The following is a 19,402-nucleotide window of genomic DNA, read 5'->3' as shown; positions in this document are numbered from 1 at the left end:
GGTTCAGGCCCCCGGCCGGACTGCCGTCCCGCCGGGGGCCTGCTCCGTCTGCGGCCGTGTGTGAACCGGCCCACGGGAGGAGCGGCGAGGTTTCGACGCCCGGCCCACCAGTGGCATGATCGACTGGCTGTTCGAGATGACGGACCGAGGGGGAACAGGTTGTCTTTCGAAGAGGAATGGGCCCAGTTGAAGGCCGACGCCCTGGCACGCCGGCAGACGGAAGCGCACACGGGCATGCAGATAGACCAGGTGCCGGCGGACGGTGGCGGCGGAGTCACCGCCCCGACCACCGGCTCCCTGGTCGCCAAGGCCGAGTCGATCAACGGCAACGCGAATCTGCTGATCGAGATCGCCGGCTTTCTCCACGAGGGCCGGCCCGACGCCGAACTGACCACCATGGCCCGGCAACCCCGGACGCCCGAGGACGTGGCCGCGCAGGTGGCACGGTTCGCGGGATTCGCCGACGACCAGTATCTCGACGCGGTCGCCCTGTTCGCGGCGCTGTCCACGCGCCTGAGGACGACCGGCAGCGGCTTCGTGAAGATCGAGGACGACACGGCCCGGCACTTCCTCGACAGCGTCCTCGAATACGGGCAGTACGTCGCCCCGGAGGCGCGATGAGCGGCGGCAGCGGCATCAGTCACCGCAAGGACGTCGAGTTCCTGGAGGACTGCAACCCGCCCCTCGTCGAACGGAACGCGGACGAATTCAAGCGCCTCCACGACATGCTGGTGGCGGTCGACCCTTCCGCCGAGCGCGCCGAGAAGCACACCCGGTGGAAGAGCGAGGGCAGTCAGCACTACGAAGCCCGGCTCACCGAGGGACGCAAGCTGATCGCGCAGCTCGCGGAGGGCTACGACAAGGCCGCCGGCGCTCTGCGCAGTTACGCGTTCGCGCTCCAGGTCGCCAAGGCCCACTACTCCAACGGCAAGGCGAACGAGCAGTCCCTCGCCGACCTGATCCACACCAAGGGCACGGCGATCACCCGGGACGCCCAGGAGGCGGAGCCGATGCGCCAGTGGGAGGACATGCGGGCCACCACCGGCGTCATGGACTTCTTCGCCGAGCTGACCATGGACGTCGACGACATCCGCGACGACGCGAACCGGCTGCACGACGCCGCGGGCGGGGACTTCCACCTGGCGAAGACCACGGAGCACGAGGCGCGGGAGATCTGCGTGCACGAGCTCAAGCAGGCCTACGACCTGCTGCCGGACTTCCGGATGGGTTTCGTCCAACGCGTCGACGTCGCCTCGGCGATCTCGGAGCTGCGACGGGAGGCGGCCGAGGCGAGCGCCAACCCGCTGACGCGGCTGCCCGGCAGCGGACCCAAGCAGGACTTCTACCCCCTCGCCGGCGACGACATCGTCTCGCCGGCCCTGCGGGACATCCGCCTCCAGGTCGCCAACCTCCCCGGTGCGACCGACAGTTACTGGAGTCCGCCGTCCACGGCGCAGGATCGGACCGACTGGATCGCGGCGAACAAGGAGATCATCAAGGCGGCGGCACGGAATTCGGGGCTGCCGCCGGACATGGTCGCCGGTATCGCATGGCAGGAGATCGGCGGACAGCCCGGCATCCTGGACGACATCACCGACACCCTCCGGGAGCAGGCGGACTCCCCCCTGAGCCCGATCGCTCCCGAGAGCCTGCCGTGGCGGCTCGGCGGTGACCCCGACAACACGTCCATGGGGCCCATCGCCATCCAGGTGCGACGCGGTGCCGAGGTCCTCGGCTACGACCCCGAGCACCTGACCGACCAGCAACGCGGCATGGTGGAAGCGGCTCTGCAGGACCCCGGGCAGAACATCTTCATCGCCTCGGAGTACCTGGCCCAGCTCAAGGCGGAGAGCGAGTTCGCCGACGTGCCGGCCGAGGAGATGACACCGGCCCATTACCAGGAACTCGCCGCGCGGTACAACGGCGGACCGTACTGGCAGACCGAGGACGCCCAGGCCTACGGGCGCGGATTCGCGAACGACCTGACCGACGCAAGGAACGCACTGCGCTGATGACCACCCCTCCCCCCGTGGACGACGACCGCGGCTGCCTCCGTCCGGTCCTCGCCGTCCCCCTCACCCTGCTCACCCTCGTCGCCGCCTACTTCTGCTGGACGGCGCTGACCATCACCCCGTCCGGCCCCTGGGACGACGACGCCTACGCCGGAATCGTCCTGTCGTGCGTCCTCACCCTCACGGCAGCCGGCTCCGCGGCAGCCCTGTGGCTGATCCCGTCGATCCGAAGAGCCACGCCATGGTGGTGGCTGCTCCCGGCCCTCCTCCTGGGCGTGGTCGCGGGGGCGCGGTGGGCGGTGGGCGGCTAGGGGCCGCTTGCGGGTCGGCAGCGAGGTCAGCTTGTGGCTGGTGGCCGTCCGGCCGAGGCACGGTGGGGAGCTGCCGGCGGGTCGAACGAGCGGCCGAGCACCGATTCCGGAACGGCAACCGTGAGCCGGCCGAGCCGGGGTCGCCCAGGGCGGGACACTCCCTGGATTCCGTACTAGAATCTGTACAGAATCAAGACTTCATACGGGTACGGAGACAGCATGGAGATCCCTGAGGTCGTGACCGTCAGCGACGCGCGCGCACAGCTTTCGAGGATCCTGACCGACCTGTCGGAGTCCGGCGCGGCTGCCGACCCGGTCCTGATCGGAGCCCACCGCAAACCCCAGGGCGTCCTCCTCTCCGTCGAGGCGTTCGAGGCGCTGACCGGCCGTGCGGCACGACGTGCGGCCGTCGCCTCGGCCACCGGCTCCATCGAGGCGGAGGGGCTCCACGCCTCTGAGGCGTCCGACCGCGACACCGAGGCGTACGTGAAGGGCGACCTCGACGCGGACACCCTTGTCGCCCGCGCGATCGCCCGCCACCGACAGACCGCGGAGCGCCGGGCAGGGTGAACGATCCGTACACCATGCCGAACGGCGTGCTGCGCAACGAGCTCGGCATCACCGACCACCAGCAGCTCGCGGCAGCGGAGGCCGACATCACCCGGGCGCGCCTGGTCATGCTCACCGAACGCCCCCTACCCGGCGCGTACGACCTCGGCCATCTCCAGGCGTTCCACGCCGCGGTCTTCGGGGACATATATGCGTGGGCAGGCGAGTTACGCACCGTGAACATCGCCAAGCGCACCCCGTTCTGCCCCGCGAGGAACCTCGTGCCCTACGCCGGCGAGATCTTCGACCGTCTCGCCGTCTCCGGCCGACTGCGCAATCTCCCCCGGCGGGAATTCGTCGTCCGACTGGCCGAGCTGTACGGCGACATGAACGTCCTCCACCCGTTTCGCGAGGGCAACGGCCGTGCCCAACGGGCGTTCCTGACCCAGCTCAGCGCCGACGCGGGATACGCCCTGAACTGGTCGGGCACGGACGCACAACGCAACGAGGACGCCTCGGTGAAGAGCTTCCTCGGCGACAACACCCTGTTGGAGCAGCTGCTCGACGAGCTGGTCGCGACGAGCTGACTCCCCGCATGCCGAGTCACGACGAACACACCGGCGCGCGCCTTCCAAGGCAAAGCCGCAGGCAGCGGCAGGCAGGCAGGCAGGCAGGCAGGCAGCGGCAGACGAGTCGGGCTGTACGCCGGGTTCTGTGCCGAGGGGTCTCGCGACGTCCTCGGTGACGGCCATCCATCTAGGGCCGGCGTTGCCGCCGGCCTCGTGCGGTCTACCCGCGGACTCGGGCGGGCAGCCCTCGAACGTCCGCGCAGAGCGCTTTTCACGGCGCTCCTTTTGACCTTGCTCCGGGTGGGGTTTACCTAGCTGCCCAGGTCGCCCTGGGCACTGGTGGTCTCTTACACCACCGTTTCACCCTTACCGAGGACCGAGGTCCCCGGCGGTCTGTTTTCTGTGGCACTGTCCCGCGGGTCACCCCGGGTGGCCGTTAGCCATCACCCTGCCCTGTGGAGCCCGGACGTTCCTCGGGAAGTCCCGTGAGGGACTCCACGCGGCCGCCCGCCCGGCTCGTCTGCCGTGTCGACCATGGTACCGGGCGACGGCCGCCCTTCGGGCCGGAGACCGCGTCGCGCACCTCGCCCGTGGCCACGGCCTGCCTCGGTCCTGGGGACGCGTCGCGCTTCGGGCTCGACGCCGTCGCCAGGACGGAGCCGGTCAGGATCAGCGCGAAGGCCGCGAGGATGCCGGCCGTCAGGGGCTCGTCCAGGAACAGGGCGCCTGCCGCCACCGCTACGGCCGGGTTCACGTAGGTGATGACCGTCGAGCGGGTGGGGCCCACCTCCCTGATCAGTTCCAGGAAGCCGACGAAGGCCACCGCCGTGCACAGGACGCCGAGGCCCCCGAGCGCCGCCAGCACCGAGGTGGAAGGGAGCTCGGCCGGCCAGGAGGCGGCCGCTGCCGGGGCGTAGACCAGAGCCGCAAGGGTCAGGCAGGGGACGATGAGCTGGAGGGTGGGGACTTCCTTCAGGCGGCGGGCCGCGATCAGGGGCGCCGTGGCGTAGCCCAGCACCGTCAGCAGGACCTCGCCGAGCGAGCGAGCGTCACCGCCCGTCAGGTGCGGGACCGTGAGGACCCCGACGCCGGCCAGCCCCAGGGCGAGGCCCGCGACACGGCGCACGCCCAGCACCTCCGCGTCACCGAGGAAGCGCGCGGCCAGCACGCCGACGATCGGGACGCCCGCGATCAGCAGACCGGCGGTGGAGCTCGACAGGTGCCGCTCGGCATCGGTCAGGGTGAACCACGGGCCGATGATCTCGATGCACGCGAAGGCCAGCATGGGCGCCCAGTGGCTCCGCACGGTGCGGATCAGACCGCCCTGGCGCAGCGCGAAGGGGAGCAGGAGAAGGGCGCCGAGCGCGCAGCGCACGAACACCACCATGGACGGGGAGAGGTCCTCCACCGCGATCTTGATCAGCAGGTAGGGGATGCCCCAGATCACTCCCATCAGGGAGAACAGGAACCAGCCGCGTGCAGTCATGCCCGCAGTGTCGGCCCGACCCGGGTCAAGTGTCTTGAACGCTGTTGCGGTACGCCGCCGGAGTGACGCCCAGGACACGGCGGAACCAGCGGGTGAGGTGGGCCTGGTCCGCGAAACCGACCAGGCCGGCGACCTCCGCGGGCCGCAGCCCCGACTCGAGCAGGCCGCGGGCCCGGGCGACCCGGTGCTGGGCGAGCCAGGCATAGGGCGGCATGCCGGTCGTCGTGCGGAAGGCGCGCAGGAGCTGGTAGCGGGACAGGCCCAGGTCCGTCGCCAGGTCGGCCAGTGAGGGCGGGGCGAGGAGTTCGTCGGCGAGGCGGGTCCGCACGGCGCGGGCGATGTGCTCGGCGCCGGGGATCGTGTCGCACACCGGACGGGCCGTGGAGTGGCGTCGGGCAAGGGCCGTCAGCAGCCATGGAAGGCGCGACTCGGCCTCCAGGGGGTCGGGGCAGGCGGACAGTTCCGTGTGCGCCCGGCGCAGGGCGGCGGCCAGTTCGGGGTCGTCGAGGAGGGGCTCACGGAAGTGCGGCACACCGCCGAGGGTGCCGTCGGTGAGGAGGGCCGGGCCGGCGTACAGCGCTCGGTAGGCGTAGCCGTCGGTGTCGCCGCCCGGGCCGCCGGTGTGCGGTTCGTCCGGTGCGAGGACGACGATGGAACCGGGACCGGTGCGGATGCGGCCGCCGCGGTAGTCGATGATCTCCGAGCCGTCCACGCAGACGCCGACCGTGAACTCCGCGTGCGCGTGCGGGGCGTAGACGTGCCGGTCGAAGCGGGCGGTGAGCAGGTCCAGGTGCGGGCCGCAGCGGCCCAGCCGGGCCCTGGTCCACGACGCCTCTTCACGACTCATCCGACGCCCCCAGCGTATCCATCGCGACCCGCGCCTCGCGCCTTCGCACCCAGGGCTCCCGGGTGCACGGGGTGCGAGGGCGCACGGGCTCTCAGCGCTGCAACGCCTTCAGGCCGCGTTTCCATGCCGCCGGGAGGTCGGCGTCGTCCGGAAACCGGCCGTGGATCTCCAGGACCACCATGCCGTGGGCGAAGGACCAGATCGCGCGGGCCAGGTCCAGGTCGCCGTCGCAGGCCAGCAGCAGGGGCATCGCGGCCCGGTCCTCCAGGCCTGCGGGCAGGGCCGCTCGCGGCAGGGGGCGTTCCGTGGCCAGGCAGTAGAGGTGGGGGTGGGCGAGGGCGTAGGTGCGGTACGCCTGGGCCAGCGCGGGCAGGGAGCCCGGCTCACGCGCCTGGGCAGCCTCCAGCGCCGCCGCCGACTCCTGCAGCAGCTGCGCGACCAGTTCGACCTCGACGGCGTGCTTGTCGGGGAAGTGCTTGTAGAGCGAGGGCGCCTTGATGCCGAGGTGGTCGGCGAGGGCGCGCATGGTGAGCGCGGCGGGCCCGGCCTCCTCCAGGAGGTTCCGGGCGGCCGCCGCGATCTCGCGGGCGCGGGGCGTGAGCCGCTCAGTCACGCTGGAAGCCCTCCTTGGTGCGCAGTCCGTATCCGAAGGCGCGATCGTACGAGATGTGCGCGAGCCAGCCGCACAGTGCCGCGAACAGCGGAGGCCAGGCGGCGAACGGCCCGAACGTGTAGAGGGTCATGAGGGCGAGCGGGACGACGGCGCGGTGCATCGCGTTGTAGTACGGCACCGCCCGGGGCGCGAGCTGCCCCTTCGCCATGCGGGGCGCCTCGTCGAGGGCGACCAGGAACGTCAGGTCCGGCAGGATCAGGAAGACGAGGGCGAGGCCGCCCGCGAGCCAGCCGTGGTTGACGGACTCCAGTACCGCGAACGCCGACCAGAACACCGCGTTCGCCAGCCAGGCCGCGCGGCGGACGCGACGGGAGACGGAGCCGGAACCTGAGCCGGAGCCGGAGCCGGAGCCGGTTCGCGTACTGGTGGTGATCGTGCTCATCACTGCCCCCTGGATGTCGACTGCGTTTCGCCGTCTCGCCGTGCTGCCATCAATTGACGGCTAACACCGTTAGCCGGACACCAGGACCGTACGGCTAACTGTGTTAGCCGTCAAGGGGCCGAGGGTTCCGGGAGACGACACCGGGCCGGTGCACCCTCCGCTCCGCACCCTCGGCCCCTCCACCCTCGGCCCCGCACCCTCCGCTCCGCGCGCTCCACCCTCCGCTCCGCGCCCTCTCACGCCGGCGCGAAGCGGACCGTCCGGGTCGCCGGGTCGGCTCGGGTGAGGCGGACGCGCAGTCGCTCGCCGAGGGGAAGGGGTGCGCCGTCCGCGCCGTCGAGGCGGCCGATCACCGCCGGCGCTTCCAGCTGCACGGTTCCGACGGCCGGCCGGCGCTCGTCCACGTCCACCACGTATCCGTCGAACACCTCGCCGACCCGGCCGCCGAGCAGCGCGGCCTCGACGATGTCGACGCAGCCGCGCTCGACGGCCCCGGACCGGCGACCGCCCTGGGCCATCTCCTGCGGGAGGGCGTCGAGGGCGGCGAGCACCCACTCGGGCGGGGGCCCGCCCGCGACGGCGGCGAGGCAGAGCTCGGCGGCATAGCGGTCGGCGAGGCGGCGCAGCGGGGCCGTGCAGTGGGTGTACGGGGCGGCGACGGCGGCATGCGTGGTGATGGCGGGAAGGACGCCGTCGCGGAAGACGGTGTAGCCGGCGCCCCGCAGCAGGGTCGTGCACTCCTGGAGGAACGCGGCGTGCCGCGGATCGTGCGGGTCGAGGGAGCGGACCAGCTGTGCGTAGGAGACATGGTGCGGCCAGTCGACGCGCAGGGCGTGCGCGGTGCGGCGCAGTCGGCCCACCGCACCGTCCGGGGCGGCGGGCAGCGTGCGCAGGACGCCTGCGCCGGACGCCAGCATCAGGTCGGCCGCGGCCATCCCCGTGAGGAGGGAGAGCTGCGCGTTCCAGCCCTCGGCGGGCAGCGGGGCGCGATAGGTCAGCTCGTAGGCGTGGTCGTGCTCGACGATCTCCTGTTCGGGCACGTCCAGGGAGATCCCGCCCCGCTCGCTCTCCAGCCGCTCCCGCAGGCGTCCGACGACGGCCAGCAGCCGGAGCGGCTCCTCGGCGCTCCCCGCGTCGATCTGCCGCTGCACGCCCGCGTAGTCGAGCCGGGCGCGGCTGCGGACGAGGGCGCGCCGGACGTCGACGGCGACCGTACGGCCGTCCGCGTCGAGGTCGACGGTCCACAGCGCGGCCGGGCGGACCTCGCCGGGCAGCAGACTGGCGGCGCCCTCGCTCAACACGGCCGGGTGCAGCGGGACCTTCCCGTCGGGGAAGTACAGGGTGTTCACCCGGCGGTGCGCCTCGGCGTCCAGCGGTCCGCCGGGGACGACGAACGCGGCGACGTCGGCGATGGCGTACCGGACGCGGTAGCCGGCGCCCCGCGCAGCGAGGTGCAGCGCCTGGTCGAGGTCGGTGGAGCCGGGAGGGTCGATGGTGAGGAACGGGACGTCGGTCGCGTCCAGTGAGGGCAGGACGGGTTCGCGCGCGGCACGGTCCGCCTCGGCCAGCACCTCGGGCGAGAATCCGTCGGACGCTCCCGACTCGGCGCGCAGTGCGGCGAAGGCTTGCCGGAGCGGGGCCTCGGGGGCGCCGGTCACCCGGATGCGGCGGCGGGGCATGCGTCGAGCCTAGGACGCGGGCCGCCCCACGGCACGCCGTGGACGGTGGCCGTCTCACAGCCCGTCGCGGGGCGGAGGGTGCTGTGCGGCACACCGTACGCTGGCGCGGCAGAGCTCTATCGAAGGAGATGTCCCGTGCTGGTCCTGCTGCCGCCCTCCGAAGGCAAGGCGTCCTCCGGACGCGGCGCCCCGCTCAAGCCGGAGGCCCTGTCGCTGCCGGGGCTGAGCGCGGCCCGTGAGGCCGTCCTCGACGAGCTGGTCGAACTGTGCGCTGCCGACGAGGAGAAGGCGCGCGAGGTGCTCGGACTGAGCGAGGGGCTGCGCGGCGAGATCGCGAAGAACACACGGCTGCGGACGGCGGGTGCGCGCCCGGCAGGGGAGATCTACACCGGCGTCCTGTACGACTCCCTCGGGCTGGCCTCCCTCGACGCGGCGGCGAAGCGGCGCGCGGCCAGGTCGCTCCTCGTCTTCTCCGGACTCTGGGGCGCCGTCCGCGTGACGGACCGGATCCCCTCCTACCGCTGCTCGATGGGGGTACGGCTGCCGGGACTCGGAGCGCTGGGCGCGCACTGGCGCACGCCGATGGAGTCCGCCCTGACCGAGGCCGCCGACAGCGGACTGGTCCTGGACCTGCGGTCGGCGGCGTACGCGGCGGCGTGGAAACCGAAGGGCGAGGTCGCGGCGCGGACGGCGAGCGTGCGGGTGCTGCACGCGCCGACACGGAAGGTCGTCAGCCACTTCAACAAGGCGACGAAGGGGCGGATCGTGCGGAGCCTGCTGACGGCGGGGATCGCCCCGAAGGGCCCGGCGGAGCTGGTGGAGGCCCTGCGGGACCTCGGATACGTGGTGGAGGAGCAGGCCCCGGCCCGGGCGGGCGCGGCCCGGACACTGGACGTCCTGGTGGACGAGGTGCACTGAGGACAGGACACGACAGTGCAGGGCAGGGCAGGACACGACGGGGCAGGGCAGGGCAGGGCAGGACACGACAGGGCAGGGCAGGGCAGGGCAGGACGGGCTGCGTGCCGCAAGGGACCGGGTCGGGCACTCCTGCCCGTCCGCCCGCCCCGCCCGATCGCCCGGCCCCCCGCCCAACACCCGGCCGCCCCGGCCCGCCACCCGTCCGCCCGCCGTCCAGCGGCACCGCCCGAACCGGTGCGTTGCAGCATGCGCAATGACCTTTGCGCATGCTGCATGCCGGGAGCACGATGAGGCGCATGACCTCACCTGCGCCCTCCGCCGCGCCCTCCGCCGGGGCTGCCTCGGTACTGGACCTGGCCCCGGCCCCCGTCGTACCCGTCGTGGTGGTCGAGGACGCCGCCGACGCGGTCCCGATGGCCCGGGCGCTGGTGGCCGGTGGGCTGCCCGCCATCGAGGTGACGCTGCGGACGCCGGCCGCGCTCGACGCGATCAGGGAGATCTCCGGGGCGGTGCCGGAGGCCGTCGTCGGGGCCGGCACGGTGATCACCCCGGAGCAGGTGACGGCGTGCGCGGCGGCCGGGGCCCGGTTCCTGGTGAGCCCCGGCTGGACGGACGCCCTGCTGACGGCGTTGCTGGCGTCAGGGCTGCCCTTCCTGCCCGGGGTGTCGACGACGTCGGAGGTCGTGGCGCTGCTCGAGCGGGGCGTGCGGGAGATGAAGTTCTTCCCGGCGCAGGCGGCGGGCGGCACGGCCTATCTGCGCTCGCTCGCCGGACCCCTGCCGCAGGCCCGTTTCTGCCCGACCGGCGGCATCGACGCGACGAACGCAGCCGAATACCTGGCGCTGCCCAACGTCGGCTGTGTGGGCGGGAGTTGGATGGTCCCGGCGGACGCGGTCGCGGCCCGGGACTGGCCGCGGATCGAGGCCCTCGCCCGCGCCGCGTCAGCCCTCAGGACTGTGGGCGCCCTCTGAGCCGGCACCTCCGCCCCGGAACCGCGCCCGCAGCTGCGGCCGCCGCCGGAACCGCGTCCACTCCCGCAACCGCGTCCGCCCTCAGGACCGCAGGTGGGACGTGTCGTTGAAGAGCCGGACGCTCGCGTTCCCGTCCGCGTAGTAGGCCACGGCCGACAGCGAGGCCGCCGACAGTTCCATGCGGAAGAGGGACTCCGGCGGTGCGCCCAGGGCAAGCCGCACGAGCGTCTTGATCGGGGTCACATGGGTGACCAGCAGAACCGTGCGGCCCGCGTACGCGGCGACCAGCCGGTCGCGGGCGGCAGCGATCCGGACCGCGGTGGCCGCGAAGCTCTCGCCCCCTCCGGTCGGCTCGGCCTCAGGGTCGGCCAGCCAGGCGTTGAGGTCGTCCGGGTGACGTTCGCGGACCTCGCCGAAGGTCAACCCCTCCCAGGCGCCGAAGTCCGTCTCGATCAGCCCGTCCTCGACGGTGACCTCCAGACCGAGGCGCGCTGCCACGATGCCGGCCGTCTCACGGGTACGGGCCAGCGGGGAGGCGAGGATGTGCTGCACGGTGCCTCGCCGGGCGAGCGCGGCGGCGACCCGCTCGGCCTGCCCCCTGCCGACGTCCGAGAGCGAGGGATCGGTGCCGCCGCTGCCGGAGAACCGCTTCTGCGGAGTCAGCGGCGTTTCACCGTGCCGCAGCAGCACGAAGGTCGCGGGCGCCCCGAGATCGGGAGCGGCGCCCCAGCCGACGGTCGGGGCGGCGGCGAGGCCGGCGGCCGCCGGCCCAGCCGCCGCTGTGGCGTCTGCGGCGGACAGAGCGACCGTGCGGGCGGCCCGCACATCGTCGCCGGTCTTGGCGCGGGGCTCCGAAACGGCTTCCGCAACGGTTCTCCGCACATCTTCCGCAACGGGTTCCGCACGAGTTCCCGGCGCAGTGGTCGCTCGGCCTTCCGCAACCGCTTCCGAACCCGTTGTCTCAGCGGCTCCAGAACCGCTTTGCGCAACCGCTTCCGAACCTGTTTCCCCGACGGCTGCAGAAGGGCGTTCCGTAACCGCTTGCGAACTCGCTTCCCCAACGGCTCCAGAACGGCCTTCCGTAACCGCTTCCACGCGATTTCCCGCGGCCGTGCCCGCAACGCCGCAGGCAACGCCTTCCGCAACTGATTCCGCTCCAGCGCCGCGCAGCGCCGCGTCCGCAGCCGCGTCCACGTCCACAGCCGCTTCCGCCACTCTTTCCGCCGTCGCGCGGGACCGAGGCGCACGGGCCAGGGCCTCGCGGGCCTTCGCCGCGCCCGCGACTGCGTCACCGGGCGGGCCGGACGGCTCGGGGGCGACCGGGGCGGGGGCGGACCGGGCGTCGAGCGCGGCGCGTGAGGCGCCCTCGTCCCACTGTTCGCCCCGCTTGCCCGCGTCCATCGCCTCGTTCGCGAGGCGGTCTGCGTGCTTGTTCTGCTCGCGCGGGATCCACTCGTAGGAGACCTGCCCGGGCGGGAGCACCCGGGCCGCCTCCGCCGCGAGCGGCTTCATGTCGGGATGCTTGATCTTCCAGCGGCCCGACATCTGCTCGACGACCAGCTTGGAGTCCATGCGGACGCGCACCCGAGCCGAGGGGTCGAGTTCGCGGGCGGCGCGCAGTCCGGCCACCAGCCCCCGGTACTCGGCCACGTTGTTGGTGGCGACGCCGATGAACTCGGCCCGCTCGACGAGCGTCTCCCCCGTCGTCGCGTCGATCACCACGCTGCCGTAGCCCGCGGGCCCCGGGTTGCCCCGCGACCCCCCGTCGGCCTCGACGATGAACTCCCGCACGATGCAGGCCCCTTACCGGTTACAGCCCCGACTCGGACGTGCGCACGAGGATGCGGCGACAGTTCTCGCACCGTACGACCGTGTCGGGCGCGGCCGAGCGGATCTCGTTGATGTCGGTGATGGCCAGTTCCTGGCGGCAGCCCTGGCAGGTGCGGTGCTGGAGCTTGGCCGCGCCGATGCCGCCCTGCTGCTCGCGCAGCTTGTCGTAGAGCTTGAGCAGGTCGGCCGGCAGGGAGGCGGCGACGACCTCGCGCTCCTTGGTGACGGTGGCGGCCTCGCCGTCGAGCTCCTCGAAGGAGGCGTCGCGGCGCGCGGTGGCGTCGTCGATCTTCCCCTGCACGGAGCCGACCCGCTCGGTCAGCTCGGCGACCCGCTCCTGGGCGCTCTCGCGGCGCTCCATGACCTCCAGTACGACGTCCTCGAGGTCGCCCTGGCGCTTGGCGAGGGAGACGATCTCCCGCTGCAGGTTCTCGAGGTCCTTCGGGGAGGTGACGGCGCCGGAGTCCAGTCGCTGCTGGTCGCGGGTGGCGCGCTGGCGGACCTGGTCGACGTCCTGCTCGGCCTTGGTCTGCTCGCGGGCGGTGTCGCTCTCCTCGGTCTGGGCGGCCACGAGGAGGTCGCGCAGCTGGGTGAGGTCCTTGGTCAGCGACTCGATCTCGGCGTGCTCGGGCAGGGACCTGCGCTTGTGCGCGAGTTGCTGCAGTCGGACGTCGAGGCCCTGGACGTCGAGGAGTCGGATCTGGTCGGCGGGCGCGGCGTTCAGTTGGGGGCTCCCATTGAGCTAGAGGTGGCGGTGGACGCCGCGTGGGCGGTCCAGGGGTCGGTGACCGTGCGGGAGACGTGGACCCGCAGGTCCCATCCTCTCCGGTCGGAGATCTCGTCGAGCTGGGCGGCGGCCAGCTCGCACCAGGGCCACTCGGTGGCCCAGTGCGCCGCGTCGAGCAGCGCGAGAGGACTGTGGGCGCGGGCCTCGGAGACGGGGTGGTGGCGCAGGTCCGCGGTGAGGAAGGCGTCGACGCCGGCGGCCCGGACCTGCTCGAAGAGGCTGTCCCCGGAGCCGCCGCTGACGGCGACGGTCCGCACGAGCGCCTCCGGGTCGCCCGCCACCCGGATGCCCTGCGCGGTGGCGGGCAGCCGTTCCGCGGCGCGGGCGGCGAGTTCGCGGACGGTGAGCGGGTGGTCGAGCTCGCACACGCGGCCGAGGCCGCGCCGCCCCGCGGGGTCGCCGGCGTCGGGCACGAGGGGCCCTGTGACCCGCAGGCCGAGCGCGCCGGCGAGGGCGTCGCTCACCCCGGGATCGGCGCTGTCGGCATTGGTGTGCGCGACGTGCAGGGCGATGTCGTTCTTGATGAGGGTGTGCACGACGCGGCCCTTGAACGTGGAGGCCGCGACGGTGGTCGTACCGCGCAGATACAGCGGGTGGTGGGTGACGAGCAGGTCGGCGCCGAGCTTCACGGCCTCGTCGACGATCTCCTGGACGGGATCGACGGCGAAGAGAACCCGGGAGACCTCCTGGTCGGGATCGCCCACGACGGTGCCGACCGCGTCCCAGGACTCGGCCCGCTCGGAGGGCCACAGATCGTCCAGCGCGGCGATGACTTCAGACAGACGGGGCACGAACCAAAGGCTACCTGGCCGTTCTGCGGGGAGGTACCGCCGCCTCGGCATGCACACGCCTTCCGCGACCCTCAGGCGAATCGCTTCTGCACCACTCTTACGAGGGAAGAAGACCGCCCGTGGGTCCCACGCCCGTGCGTGCGAAAACTAGCTTCGTCGCCGGAGGTGGCAGAACGATGACGATGCCGGCCTGTGCGATCGAGCCCACCGCGGCGGACGGGGAGGACCGGGAGGACCGGGAGGACCCGAGAAACGGGGCGGCCCCGGAAGACGGGGCGGACCCGGAAGACCCGGAAGACGGGGCGGACCCCGAGTACCGGGAGGGTGCGGAGTTTCTGCGGGCTCCGGACCTGTTGCGCTCCTCGGAGCTGTTGCGCTCCTCGGAGGTGTTGCAGTCCTCGGAGGTGTTGCGGCCCTCGGAACTGTTACGTCCCCCGGGGCTGCCGGCGATTCCGGAGCTCCTGGAGGCTCCAGAGCTGTCGGCGACGCCAGAGCTCCTGGAGGCTCCGGAGGACCGTGTCGCCGACCGCCCGCCATATGCCTCCCAGGCCTCCCAGGCCTCCCAGGCCTCCGGGGCAACGGAGCCCGCCGAGCCCCCGGGTCGGCGCGTGACGCCGTCCCTCGACGCGGCATGGGCGACGCCCGTGCGGCACGTGACGCCGCGGACACCGGGCGGCGCTTACGGCGCCACGACCCCCGCGCCCTGTGTGCTGACCGCGAACGGCGCCTACGCCGCACGCCTCGCCCGGAACGGCGACTCGCTGTTCCCCGAGCGCTGGACCCTGGACGGCCCCGAGCCGTACGCCGTGCCGCTGCCCGGCAACCAGCCGGAGGAGCCCGGCACGGAGGTCCAGCCGATGGCCGACGGCCGGGTCCTGATCCGGCGGGCGACCGACGGACGGCACGCGTTCTCCCTGCTGTACCCGACCGGACCCGGCACCGGGGAGCTGCCTCTGGGCGCCGTCGAGTGCCCGGACGACGGCGTCGAGCTGCGCCTGCTCCCGCCGGCCCCCTGCGGCGAGCGCGCGTACGCCCTCGCCGTCGGCCCCTGGACGACGACCGTGTGGCTGGTCGCGGGCGGCGCCTTCGGCCCCGAGTACGTCGCCGAGATCCCCGGCCGGTGCTCCGGCGGGGTGTGGCTGGACCGCACCGGCCGCATGCTCGCGCTGGACCGTGAGGTCGGCGGGCGGACCAAGGCGGTCGTGGTGGACCTGGAGCGCGGCGGTGAGGTGTCGCCGCTGCTGCAGATCTCCGCCGACAGCGACGACCGTCTGCTGCTCGCCGACGCGGACAGTGGACTGCTGCTGATCAGCTCGGACGCCGCTTCGCCGGGAGAGGCCCGGTTGGGCTGGGGCGTCGTGGGCAGCATGCTGCCGGTCCGCTTCCCGGAGGCCCTGCGGCTGCCCGGCCTCGCGCTGACGCCCTTCGCGATCCAGCCGGGTCAGGTCCTTCTGCCGGAGGCGTGCGCGGTGGCGCTGCGTATCGACGGCCCCTTCGGCGCCTGGGTGGGCGTGTGGCGTCCCATGGAGCGTCGGCTGCATCAACTGGCCGCGCCCGAGGGCTGGCTGACGGGCAGTGGGGTGTGGACGCCGGACGGCGTGCTGCGGCTGCCTTACACCACGGCGGCGGAACCCTGCGGGGTGGCGCCGCTGACGGCTCCCGCCGTGGGCTCGCCCGCCGCCACAACAGAGACCGAGACCGCGGCCGCGACCTCGACCGCCGAGGACGCCGCACCCTCCTCCCTCCGACACCCCGGTGAGGCGACGCCGTACGGGGCGACGCCTTGCGCCCGTCCCGTGCCCCTGCAACAGGCCCCGCTCGGCCGACTTGTAACGAAGTAGCGGCGGTTGGCGTGGCCGCCTGGATTCGCCCCGCGGTGTGCCGGATAAAATCGCCCGGCTGTAAAGAAAGATCATGTTGACGGGGTGAATTCTTCCGATGAGCGACACACGCACCATGCAGGCGCCGTCCGCCGACTTCCAGGAGACGGCCGGCCACGGCCGCCACCGGGGCCCGGTCTCGGCACACGAGGCCGATTCGGCCCCTCACGGCCGGCATCGCAGGCCGGCCGAGAACAGGGTCGACGACACGGCCGAAGCGACTGCCTGACAGTACGCCGTGGGGGCCCGGACGTCCATGGACGTCCGGGCCCCCACGCATGTCGTGCCCGTGTCCGGGCCCCCTGCGCACGCGCACCGCTTCTCGACGAGGCCCGCTAACCGCGTCGCAGGCCCAGTACCTCGGCCGCCGCGAACGTCTCACCGTCCGGCCGGTCCGCGTAGTACCCGCCGAGGACGGCGTCCAGCTCGTCGAAGCTGAACGCGTCCTGCTTGCTGTCGAACTTCGCCGCCACCCGGGGCCGTTCGACGACAGCGACGACGCCCCCGTGCACGACGAGCAGCTGCCCGTTGATCCGCGCGGCGGCCGGTGACGCCAGGTATCCGACGAGCGGCGCGACATGCTCGGGGGCGAGCGGGTCGAGCCCGTCCGCGGGCTGCTCGAACCCGGCGAAGACGTCCGCCGTCATCCGGGTGCGGGCCCGCGGGCAGATCGCGTTGGCGGTCACGCCGTACTTGGCGAGCGCGAGGGCCGTGGAGGTCGTCAGGCCGACGATTCCGCCTTTCGCCGCCGCGTAGTTGGGCTGCCCCGCGGAGCCGGCGAGGAACGCCTCCGACGAGGTGTTCACGATCCGCCCGTACACCGGGGCGCCGGCCGCCTTGGAACGCTCACGCCAGTGCGCGGCGGCGAAACGGGTGGTGTTGAAGTGGCCTTTGAGATGGACCCGGATCACCGAGTCCCACTCCTCCTCCGCCATGGAGAAGACCATGCGGTCGCGCAGGATGCCCGCGTTGTTGACGACGACGTCCAGCGTGCCGAACTCGGCGATCGCCGCGCCGACGAGTTCGCGGGCCTGCCGGAAGTCGGACACGTCCCCGGTGTGGGCGAGCGCGGCGCCGCCCGCGGCCCGGATCTCCGCCGCGACCTCCTGCGCCGGCCCCGCCGATGCCTCGCCGGAGCCGTCACGGCCGGGCTGTCCGTAGTCGTTGACGACGACGGCCGCGCCCAGCCGGGCCAGTTCCAGCGCCTCGGCGCGTCCGAGCCCGCGCCCGGCGCCCGTGACGATCGCGGTCAGCCCGTCGAGAGGCCGTGACAGTGGCGATGACAGTGACATCCGGACGGCCGCCTCTCAGATCTCTATGCACGTACGGAGCGCCGCACCGGTGCGCATCTGGTCCAGCGCCTCGTTGATCTCGGTGAGCGCCACGCGGTGGGTGATCAGGCCCTCGAGGTCGATGCGGTCGGCCCGCCACAGGGCGATCGTCCGCTCGTAGGAGCGCAGGACGTCTCCGCCGCCGTACATCGAGGGCAGGATCCGCTTCTCGTCGAAGAACAGCTCGAACATGTTGAGCTGGAGGAAGTCGTCCAGGGCGCCCGCGCCGACGACGACGAGGGTGCCGCCGCGCCGGGTGTTCTCGTAGGCGGTGCGGGCGGTGGCGGAGCGGCCGACGACCTCGAAGACGTAGTCGAACCCCTCCCCGCCGGTGACCAGTTGCTTCGTCCCGGGCAGCTCGTCCGGTGAGACGGCCTTCGTGGCGCCGAACCGCAGGGCGGCCTCCCGGCGCGAGGCGACCGGGTCGACTGCGACGATCTCGGCGGCGCCCTTGAGCCGCGCGCCCTGGATCGCGGAGACGCCGACGCCTCCGCAGCCGATGACGGCGACCGACGAACCGGCTTCCACGTCCGCCGTGTTGAGGGCGGCACCCAGTCCCGTGGTGACTCCGCAGCCGATGAGGGCGGCGATGTCGAAGGGGACGTCGTCGGGGATCGGGACGGCGCAGCCGGCGTCGACCACGACCTCCTCGGCGAAGGTCCCGGTGCCGGCGAAGCCGAACACGTCGCCGCCCGGGCGGCGGAAGTTGGGGGTGCCCGCGTTCATGAAGCCGGCCAGGCACAGCTCGGTCTGGCCGCGTTTGCACGCGGGGCAGGCGCCGCAGGCCGGCAGCCAGCAGACCACGACCCGGTCCCCGGGCTTCACCCGGGTGACGCCCTCGCCGACCTCGATGATCTCGCCCGCTCCCTCGTGGCCGGGCACGAAGGGCGCGGGCTGGGGCAGCACCCCGCCCATCGCGGACAGGTCCGAGTGGCACAGCCCGGTGGCCCGTACCCGGATCCTGACCCGTCCGGGGCCGAAGCCCACCGCCTCGACGTCGTCGTGGACCTCCAGTTTCTCCTGGCCGATCTCGTGCAGTACGGCTGCGCGCATGGTGCGGCTCCCCTCGGACCCCTGACGGGCGGTGTGACGGGCGGTGGGACTGGCGGTGGGACTGGCGGTCTTCTGGCGGGCGGTTCCCCGCCGTGCGGTGGGCGGGTCCTCTGCCGGACGGGGGCTAGGAGTGCTGGACGACGGTGTCGGCGAGGACCGCCGCGTCATCGCGCTCGACCGCGCTCACGGCCGCCCGCACCTCGCCCGCCCCGCGCCACATCCGGATGCGCAGGGTCTCGCCGGGGTACACCACTCCGGCGAACCGTGTGGCGTAGGAGCGGACCCGGCCGACGTCGCCGTCGAGCAGGGTGTCGACGACGGCCTTCAGCGTGACGCCGTAGGTGCACAGGCCGTGCAGGATGGGCCGGTCGAACCCGGCGAGCTTCGCGAACTCGGGGTCGGCGTGCAGCGGGTTGTAGTCGCCGGAGAGGCGGTAGAGGAGCGCCTGGTCCTCGCGCAGGGCCCGCTCGATCGTCCTGTCGGGCTCGCCGGCGGGCGGCTCGAGCCGGGCGGACGGGCCGCGGTCCCCGCCCCAGCCGCCCTCGCCGCGGACGAAGATCTGGGCGTCGTTGGTCCACAGGGGTCCGTCCGCGTCGGCGACCTCGGTGCGCATGACGAGGACGGCGGCGCTTCCCTTGTCGTACACGCCGGCGATGCGTCCGGTGGCGGTGGCCCGGCCCTCGGCCGGGATGGCCCGGTGGATCTCCAGGCGCTGGCCGCCGTGCAGGACGCGGGCGAGGTCGACCTCGATGCCGGGCATGGACAGCGAGCTGATCACACCGGGTGAGCCGGAGCCCGCGACGGTGGCGAAGCTCGGCAGGACGTGCAGCCGGGACTCCAGCGTGTAGCGCAGTTCGTCGGCGTCGGTGGCCGGGACGCCCGCGCCGATGCCGAGGTGGTACAGCTGGACGTCCCGGCGGTCCCAGGCGATCTCGCCGGTCCGGGGTTCGGCGGCGAGCGCCTTGGCTGCGTCGATGGGCATGGAGCTCCTGATCGTTCGGATCCGCCGCGATCAACGGACCGCATCGGATCACATCGGATCGGTCCTGATCGATCGGATCGATCGGATCGGCTGGTGCGATCGCGTCGTTCGGAGACCTCGGCACGGCCGTCCGCACCGATCGGCCGCACCGAGGTCGTCACGGGGCCGCGGAACCCGCCCGAGCGAGCAGATCTAGAACGCGTTCCAGCGCGGCGATCCCTTGTATAGCCCAGGCCTCCAAAGTTGTGAAGACGCCTGACGGTATGTCAGATGCAGATGTCGGACGCTGCGGCCGACGCTCCGGACGCAGGCTCCGGCATGAAGAACGCAGCATGAAGGACACGGGCAGGG

19 protein-coding genes, 1 other RNA gene and 1 pseudogene are annotated in these 19,402 nt (G+C 72.8%); 9 read left to right on the top strand and 12 right to left on the bottom strand.

All coding sequences use genetic code 11. From position 1 onward, the window contains the following. The first annotated feature begins 159 nt into the window (after positions 1–159). From OHS82_RS30250 to OHS82_RS30230, 5 genes are all read left to right on the top strand, one after another. Positions 160–621, top strand: coding sequence for a hypothetical protein (locus OHS82_RS30250; protein WP_242433399.1), 462 nt, complete (start codon positions 160–162; stop codon positions 619–621). Further along, positions 618–2,012 (top strand): hypothetical protein, encoded by a 1,395-nt coding sequence (locus OHS82_RS30245; protein ID WP_328434976.1) that lies wholly within the window; start codon positions 618–620, stop codon positions 2,010–2,012. The genes OHS82_RS30250 and OHS82_RS30245 overlap by 4 nt, the downstream gene beginning before the upstream one ends. After that, a complete protein-coding gene (locus tag OHS82_RS30240) occupies positions 2,012–2,323 on the top strand; it encodes a hypothetical protein (protein WP_328434975.1) in 312 nt (103 codons plus the stop codon). The genes OHS82_RS30245 and OHS82_RS30240 overlap by 1 nt, the downstream gene beginning before the upstream one ends. Positions 2,324–2,542: 219 nt before the next feature. Then, a complete protein-coding gene (locus OHS82_RS30235) occupies positions 2,543–2,893 on the top strand; it encodes a type II toxin-antitoxin system Phd/YefM family antitoxin (RefSeq protein ID WP_319169663.1) in 351 nt (116 codons plus the stop codon). Next, entirely contained in the window at positions 2,890–3,459 is a 570-nt protein-coding gene (locus OHS82_RS30230) for a Fic/DOC family protein (protein WP_328434974.1), read from the top strand. Before OHS82_RS30235 ends, OHS82_RS30230 begins: the two co-directional genes overlap by 4 nt. A gap of 98 nt (positions 3,460–3,557) precedes the next feature. On the opposite strand, the gene rnpB is transcribed toward OHS82_RS30230, so the two are convergent. From rnpB to OHS82_RS30200, 6 genes and pseudogenes are all read right to left on the bottom strand, one after another. After that, positions 3,558–3,960, bottom strand: an RNA gene (gene rnpB / locus OHS82_RS30225) — RNase P RNA component class A. Between the two features lie 187 nt (positions 3,961–4,147). After that, positions 4,148–4,894: pseudogene (locus OHS82_RS43585) on the bottom strand (DMT family transporter); the annotation flags it as partial. A 58-nt stretch (positions 4,895–4,952) separates the two neighbouring features. Continuing rightward, positions 4,953–5,774, bottom strand: a complete 822-nt coding sequence (locus OHS82_RS30215; RefSeq protein ID WP_057583175.1) for a helix-turn-helix domain-containing protein — start codon at positions 5,772–5,774, stop codon at positions 4,953–4,955. Between the two features lie 91 nt (positions 5,775–5,865). Then, entirely contained in the window at positions 5,866–6,387 is a 522-nt protein-coding gene (locus tag OHS82_RS30210; RefSeq protein ID WP_057583173.1) for a TetR/AcrR family transcriptional regulator, read from the bottom strand. Then, positions 6,380–6,829, bottom strand: a complete 450-nt coding sequence (locus OHS82_RS30205; RefSeq protein ID WP_057583171.1) for a DUF4260 family protein — start codon at positions 6,827–6,829, stop codon at positions 6,380–6,382. Before OHS82_RS30205 ends, OHS82_RS30210 begins: the two co-directional genes overlap by 8 nt. A 236-nt stretch (positions 6,830–7,065) precedes the next feature. After that, a complete protein-coding gene (locus OHS82_RS30200) occupies positions 7,066–8,508 on the bottom strand; it encodes an RNB domain-containing ribonuclease (RefSeq protein ID WP_057583169.1) in 1,443 nt (480 codons plus the stop codon). A gap of 135 nt (positions 8,509–8,643) precedes the next feature. Between OHS82_RS30200 and yaaA the strand changes: the two genes are divergently transcribed. Both yaaA and eda read left to right on the top strand, forming a co-directional pair. Continuing rightward, complete coding sequence (gene yaaA / locus OHS82_RS30195) at positions 8,644–9,426, top strand: peroxide stress protein YaaA (protein ID WP_057583167.1); 783 nt, start codon at positions 8,644–8,646, stop codon at positions 9,424–9,426. A gap of 296 nt (positions 9,427–9,722) precedes the next feature. Next, positions 9,723–10,397, top strand: a complete 675-nt coding sequence (gene eda / locus OHS82_RS30190; protein WP_057583166.1) for a bifunctional 4-hydroxy-2-oxoglutarate aldolase/2-dehydro-3-deoxy-phosphogluconate aldolase — start codon at positions 9,723–9,725, stop codon at positions 10,395–10,397. An 81-nt stretch (positions 10,398–10,478) separates the two neighbouring features. On the opposite strand, the gene OHS82_RS30185 is transcribed toward eda, so the two are convergent. Genes OHS82_RS30185 through OHS82_RS30175 form a run of 3 tightly spaced genes read right to left on the bottom strand, consistent with a single transcriptional unit; the run spans position 10,479 to position 13,805 of the window. After that, complete coding sequence (locus OHS82_RS30185; RefSeq protein WP_057583164.1) at positions 10,479–12,188, bottom strand: bifunctional RNase H/acid phosphatase; 1,710 nt, start codon at positions 12,186–12,188, stop codon at positions 10,479–10,481. Positions 12,189–12,207: 19 nt separating this feature from the next. Beyond that, positions 12,208–12,951, bottom strand: a complete 744-nt coding sequence (locus tag OHS82_RS30180; protein WP_079041566.1) for a zinc ribbon domain-containing protein — start codon at positions 12,949–12,951, stop codon at positions 12,208–12,210. Beyond that, positions 12,948–13,805, bottom strand: a complete 858-nt coding sequence (locus OHS82_RS30175; RefSeq protein WP_057583160.1) for a Nif3-like dinuclear metal center hexameric protein — start codon at positions 13,803–13,805, stop codon at positions 12,948–12,950. Before OHS82_RS30175 ends, OHS82_RS30180 begins: the two co-directional genes overlap by 4 nt. Before the next feature lie 653 nt (positions 13,806–14,458). Here OHS82_RS30175 and OHS82_RS30170 point away from each other — a divergent pair. Together OHS82_RS30170 and OHS82_RS30165 are read left to right on the top strand one after the other, a co-directional pair. Further along, positions 14,459–15,646: a hypothetical protein gene (locus OHS82_RS30170; protein WP_328436126.1), complete on the top strand. Its 1,188-nt coding sequence runs from the start codon at positions 14,459–14,461 to the stop codon at positions 15,644–15,646. Between the two features lie 97 nt (positions 15,647–15,743). Continuing rightward, positions 15,744–15,914 (top strand): hypothetical protein, encoded by a 171-nt coding sequence (locus OHS82_RS30165; RefSeq protein WP_328434973.1) that lies wholly within the window; start codon positions 15,744–15,746, stop codon positions 15,912–15,914. Positions 15,915–16,020: 106 nt separating this feature from the next. Here OHS82_RS30165 and OHS82_RS30160 read toward each other — a convergent pair whose 3' ends face one another. The 3 genes from OHS82_RS30160 to OHS82_RS30150 all read right to left on the bottom strand — a co-directional run bounded on the left by OHS82_RS30160 (position 16,021) and on the right by OHS82_RS30150 (position 19,051). Further along, positions 16,021–16,977, bottom strand: a complete 957-nt coding sequence (locus tag OHS82_RS30160) for a 3-oxoacyl-ACP reductase (RefSeq protein ID WP_057583158.1) — start codon at positions 16,975–16,977, stop codon at positions 16,021–16,023. Positions 16,978–16,992: 15 nt separating this feature from the next. Further along, a complete protein-coding gene (locus tag OHS82_RS30155; protein WP_328434972.1) occupies positions 16,993–18,069 on the bottom strand; it encodes a Zn-dependent alcohol dehydrogenase in 1,077 nt (358 codons plus the stop codon). Between the two features lie 124 nt (positions 18,070–18,193). Beyond that, positions 18,194–19,051, bottom strand: a complete 858-nt coding sequence (locus OHS82_RS30150; RefSeq protein ID WP_057583155.1) for a MaoC/PaaZ C-terminal domain-containing protein — start codon at positions 19,049–19,051, stop codon at positions 18,194–18,196. Positions 19,052–19,402: the final 351 nt, after the last annotated feature.

This window comes from Streptomyces sp. NBC_00425, from assembly GCF_036030735.1.
In the GTDB taxonomy this organism is placed as follows: domain Bacteria; phylum Actinomycetota; class Actinomycetes; order Streptomycetales; family Streptomycetaceae; genus Streptomyces.
The sequence above is the reverse complement of the archived record's forward strand: the minus strand, read 5'-3'. Positions and strand labels throughout refer to the sequence as shown.

What these genes read in the sequence shown, in the direction of transcription:
- OHS82_RS30200 (WP_057583169.1), bottom strand. Translation starts at nt 8,508, where the DNA reads ATGCCCCGCCGCCGCATCCGGGTGACCGGCGCCCCCGAGGCCCCGCTC.
- OHS82_RS30235 (WP_319169663.1), top strand. Translation starts at nt 2,543, where the DNA reads ATGGAGATCCCTGAGGTCGTGACCGTCAGCGACGCGCGCGCACAGCTT.
- OHS82_RS30245 (WP_328434976.1), top strand. Translation starts at nt 618, where the DNA reads ATGAGCGGCGGCAGCGGCATCAGTCACCGCAAGGACGTCGAGTTCCTG.
- OHS82_RS30205 (WP_057583171.1), bottom strand. Translation starts at nt 6,829, where the DNA reads ATGAGCACGATCACCACCAGTACGCGAACCGGCTCCGGCTCCGGCTCC.
- OHS82_RS30215 (WP_057583175.1), bottom strand. Translation starts at nt 5,774, where the DNA reads ATGAGTCGTGAAGAGGCGTCGTGGACCAGGGCCCGGCTGGGCCGCTGC.
- OHS82_RS30165 (WP_328434973.1), top strand. Translation starts at nt 15,744, where the DNA reads ATGAGCGACACACGCACCATGCAGGCGCCGTCCGCCGACTTCCAGGAG.
- OHS82_RS30150 (WP_057583155.1), bottom strand. Translation starts at nt 19,051, where the DNA reads ATGCCCATCGACGCAGCCAAGGCGCTCGCCGCCGAACCCCGGACCGGC.
- eda (WP_057583166.1), top strand. Translation starts at nt 9,723, where the DNA reads ATGACCTCACCTGCGCCCTCCGCCGCGCCCTCCGCCGGGGCTGCCTCG.
- OHS82_RS30155 (WP_328434972.1), bottom strand. Translation starts at nt 18,069, where the DNA reads ATGCGCGCAGCCGTACTGCACGAGATCGGCCAGGAGAAACTGGAGGTC.
- OHS82_RS30160 (WP_057583158.1), bottom strand. Translation starts at nt 16,977, where the DNA reads ATGTCACTGTCATCGCCACTGTCACGGCCTCTCGACGGGCTGACCGCG.
- OHS82_RS30240 (WP_328434975.1), top strand. Translation starts at nt 2,012, where the DNA reads ATGACCACCCCTCCCCCCGTGGACGACGACCGCGGCTGCCTCCGTCCG.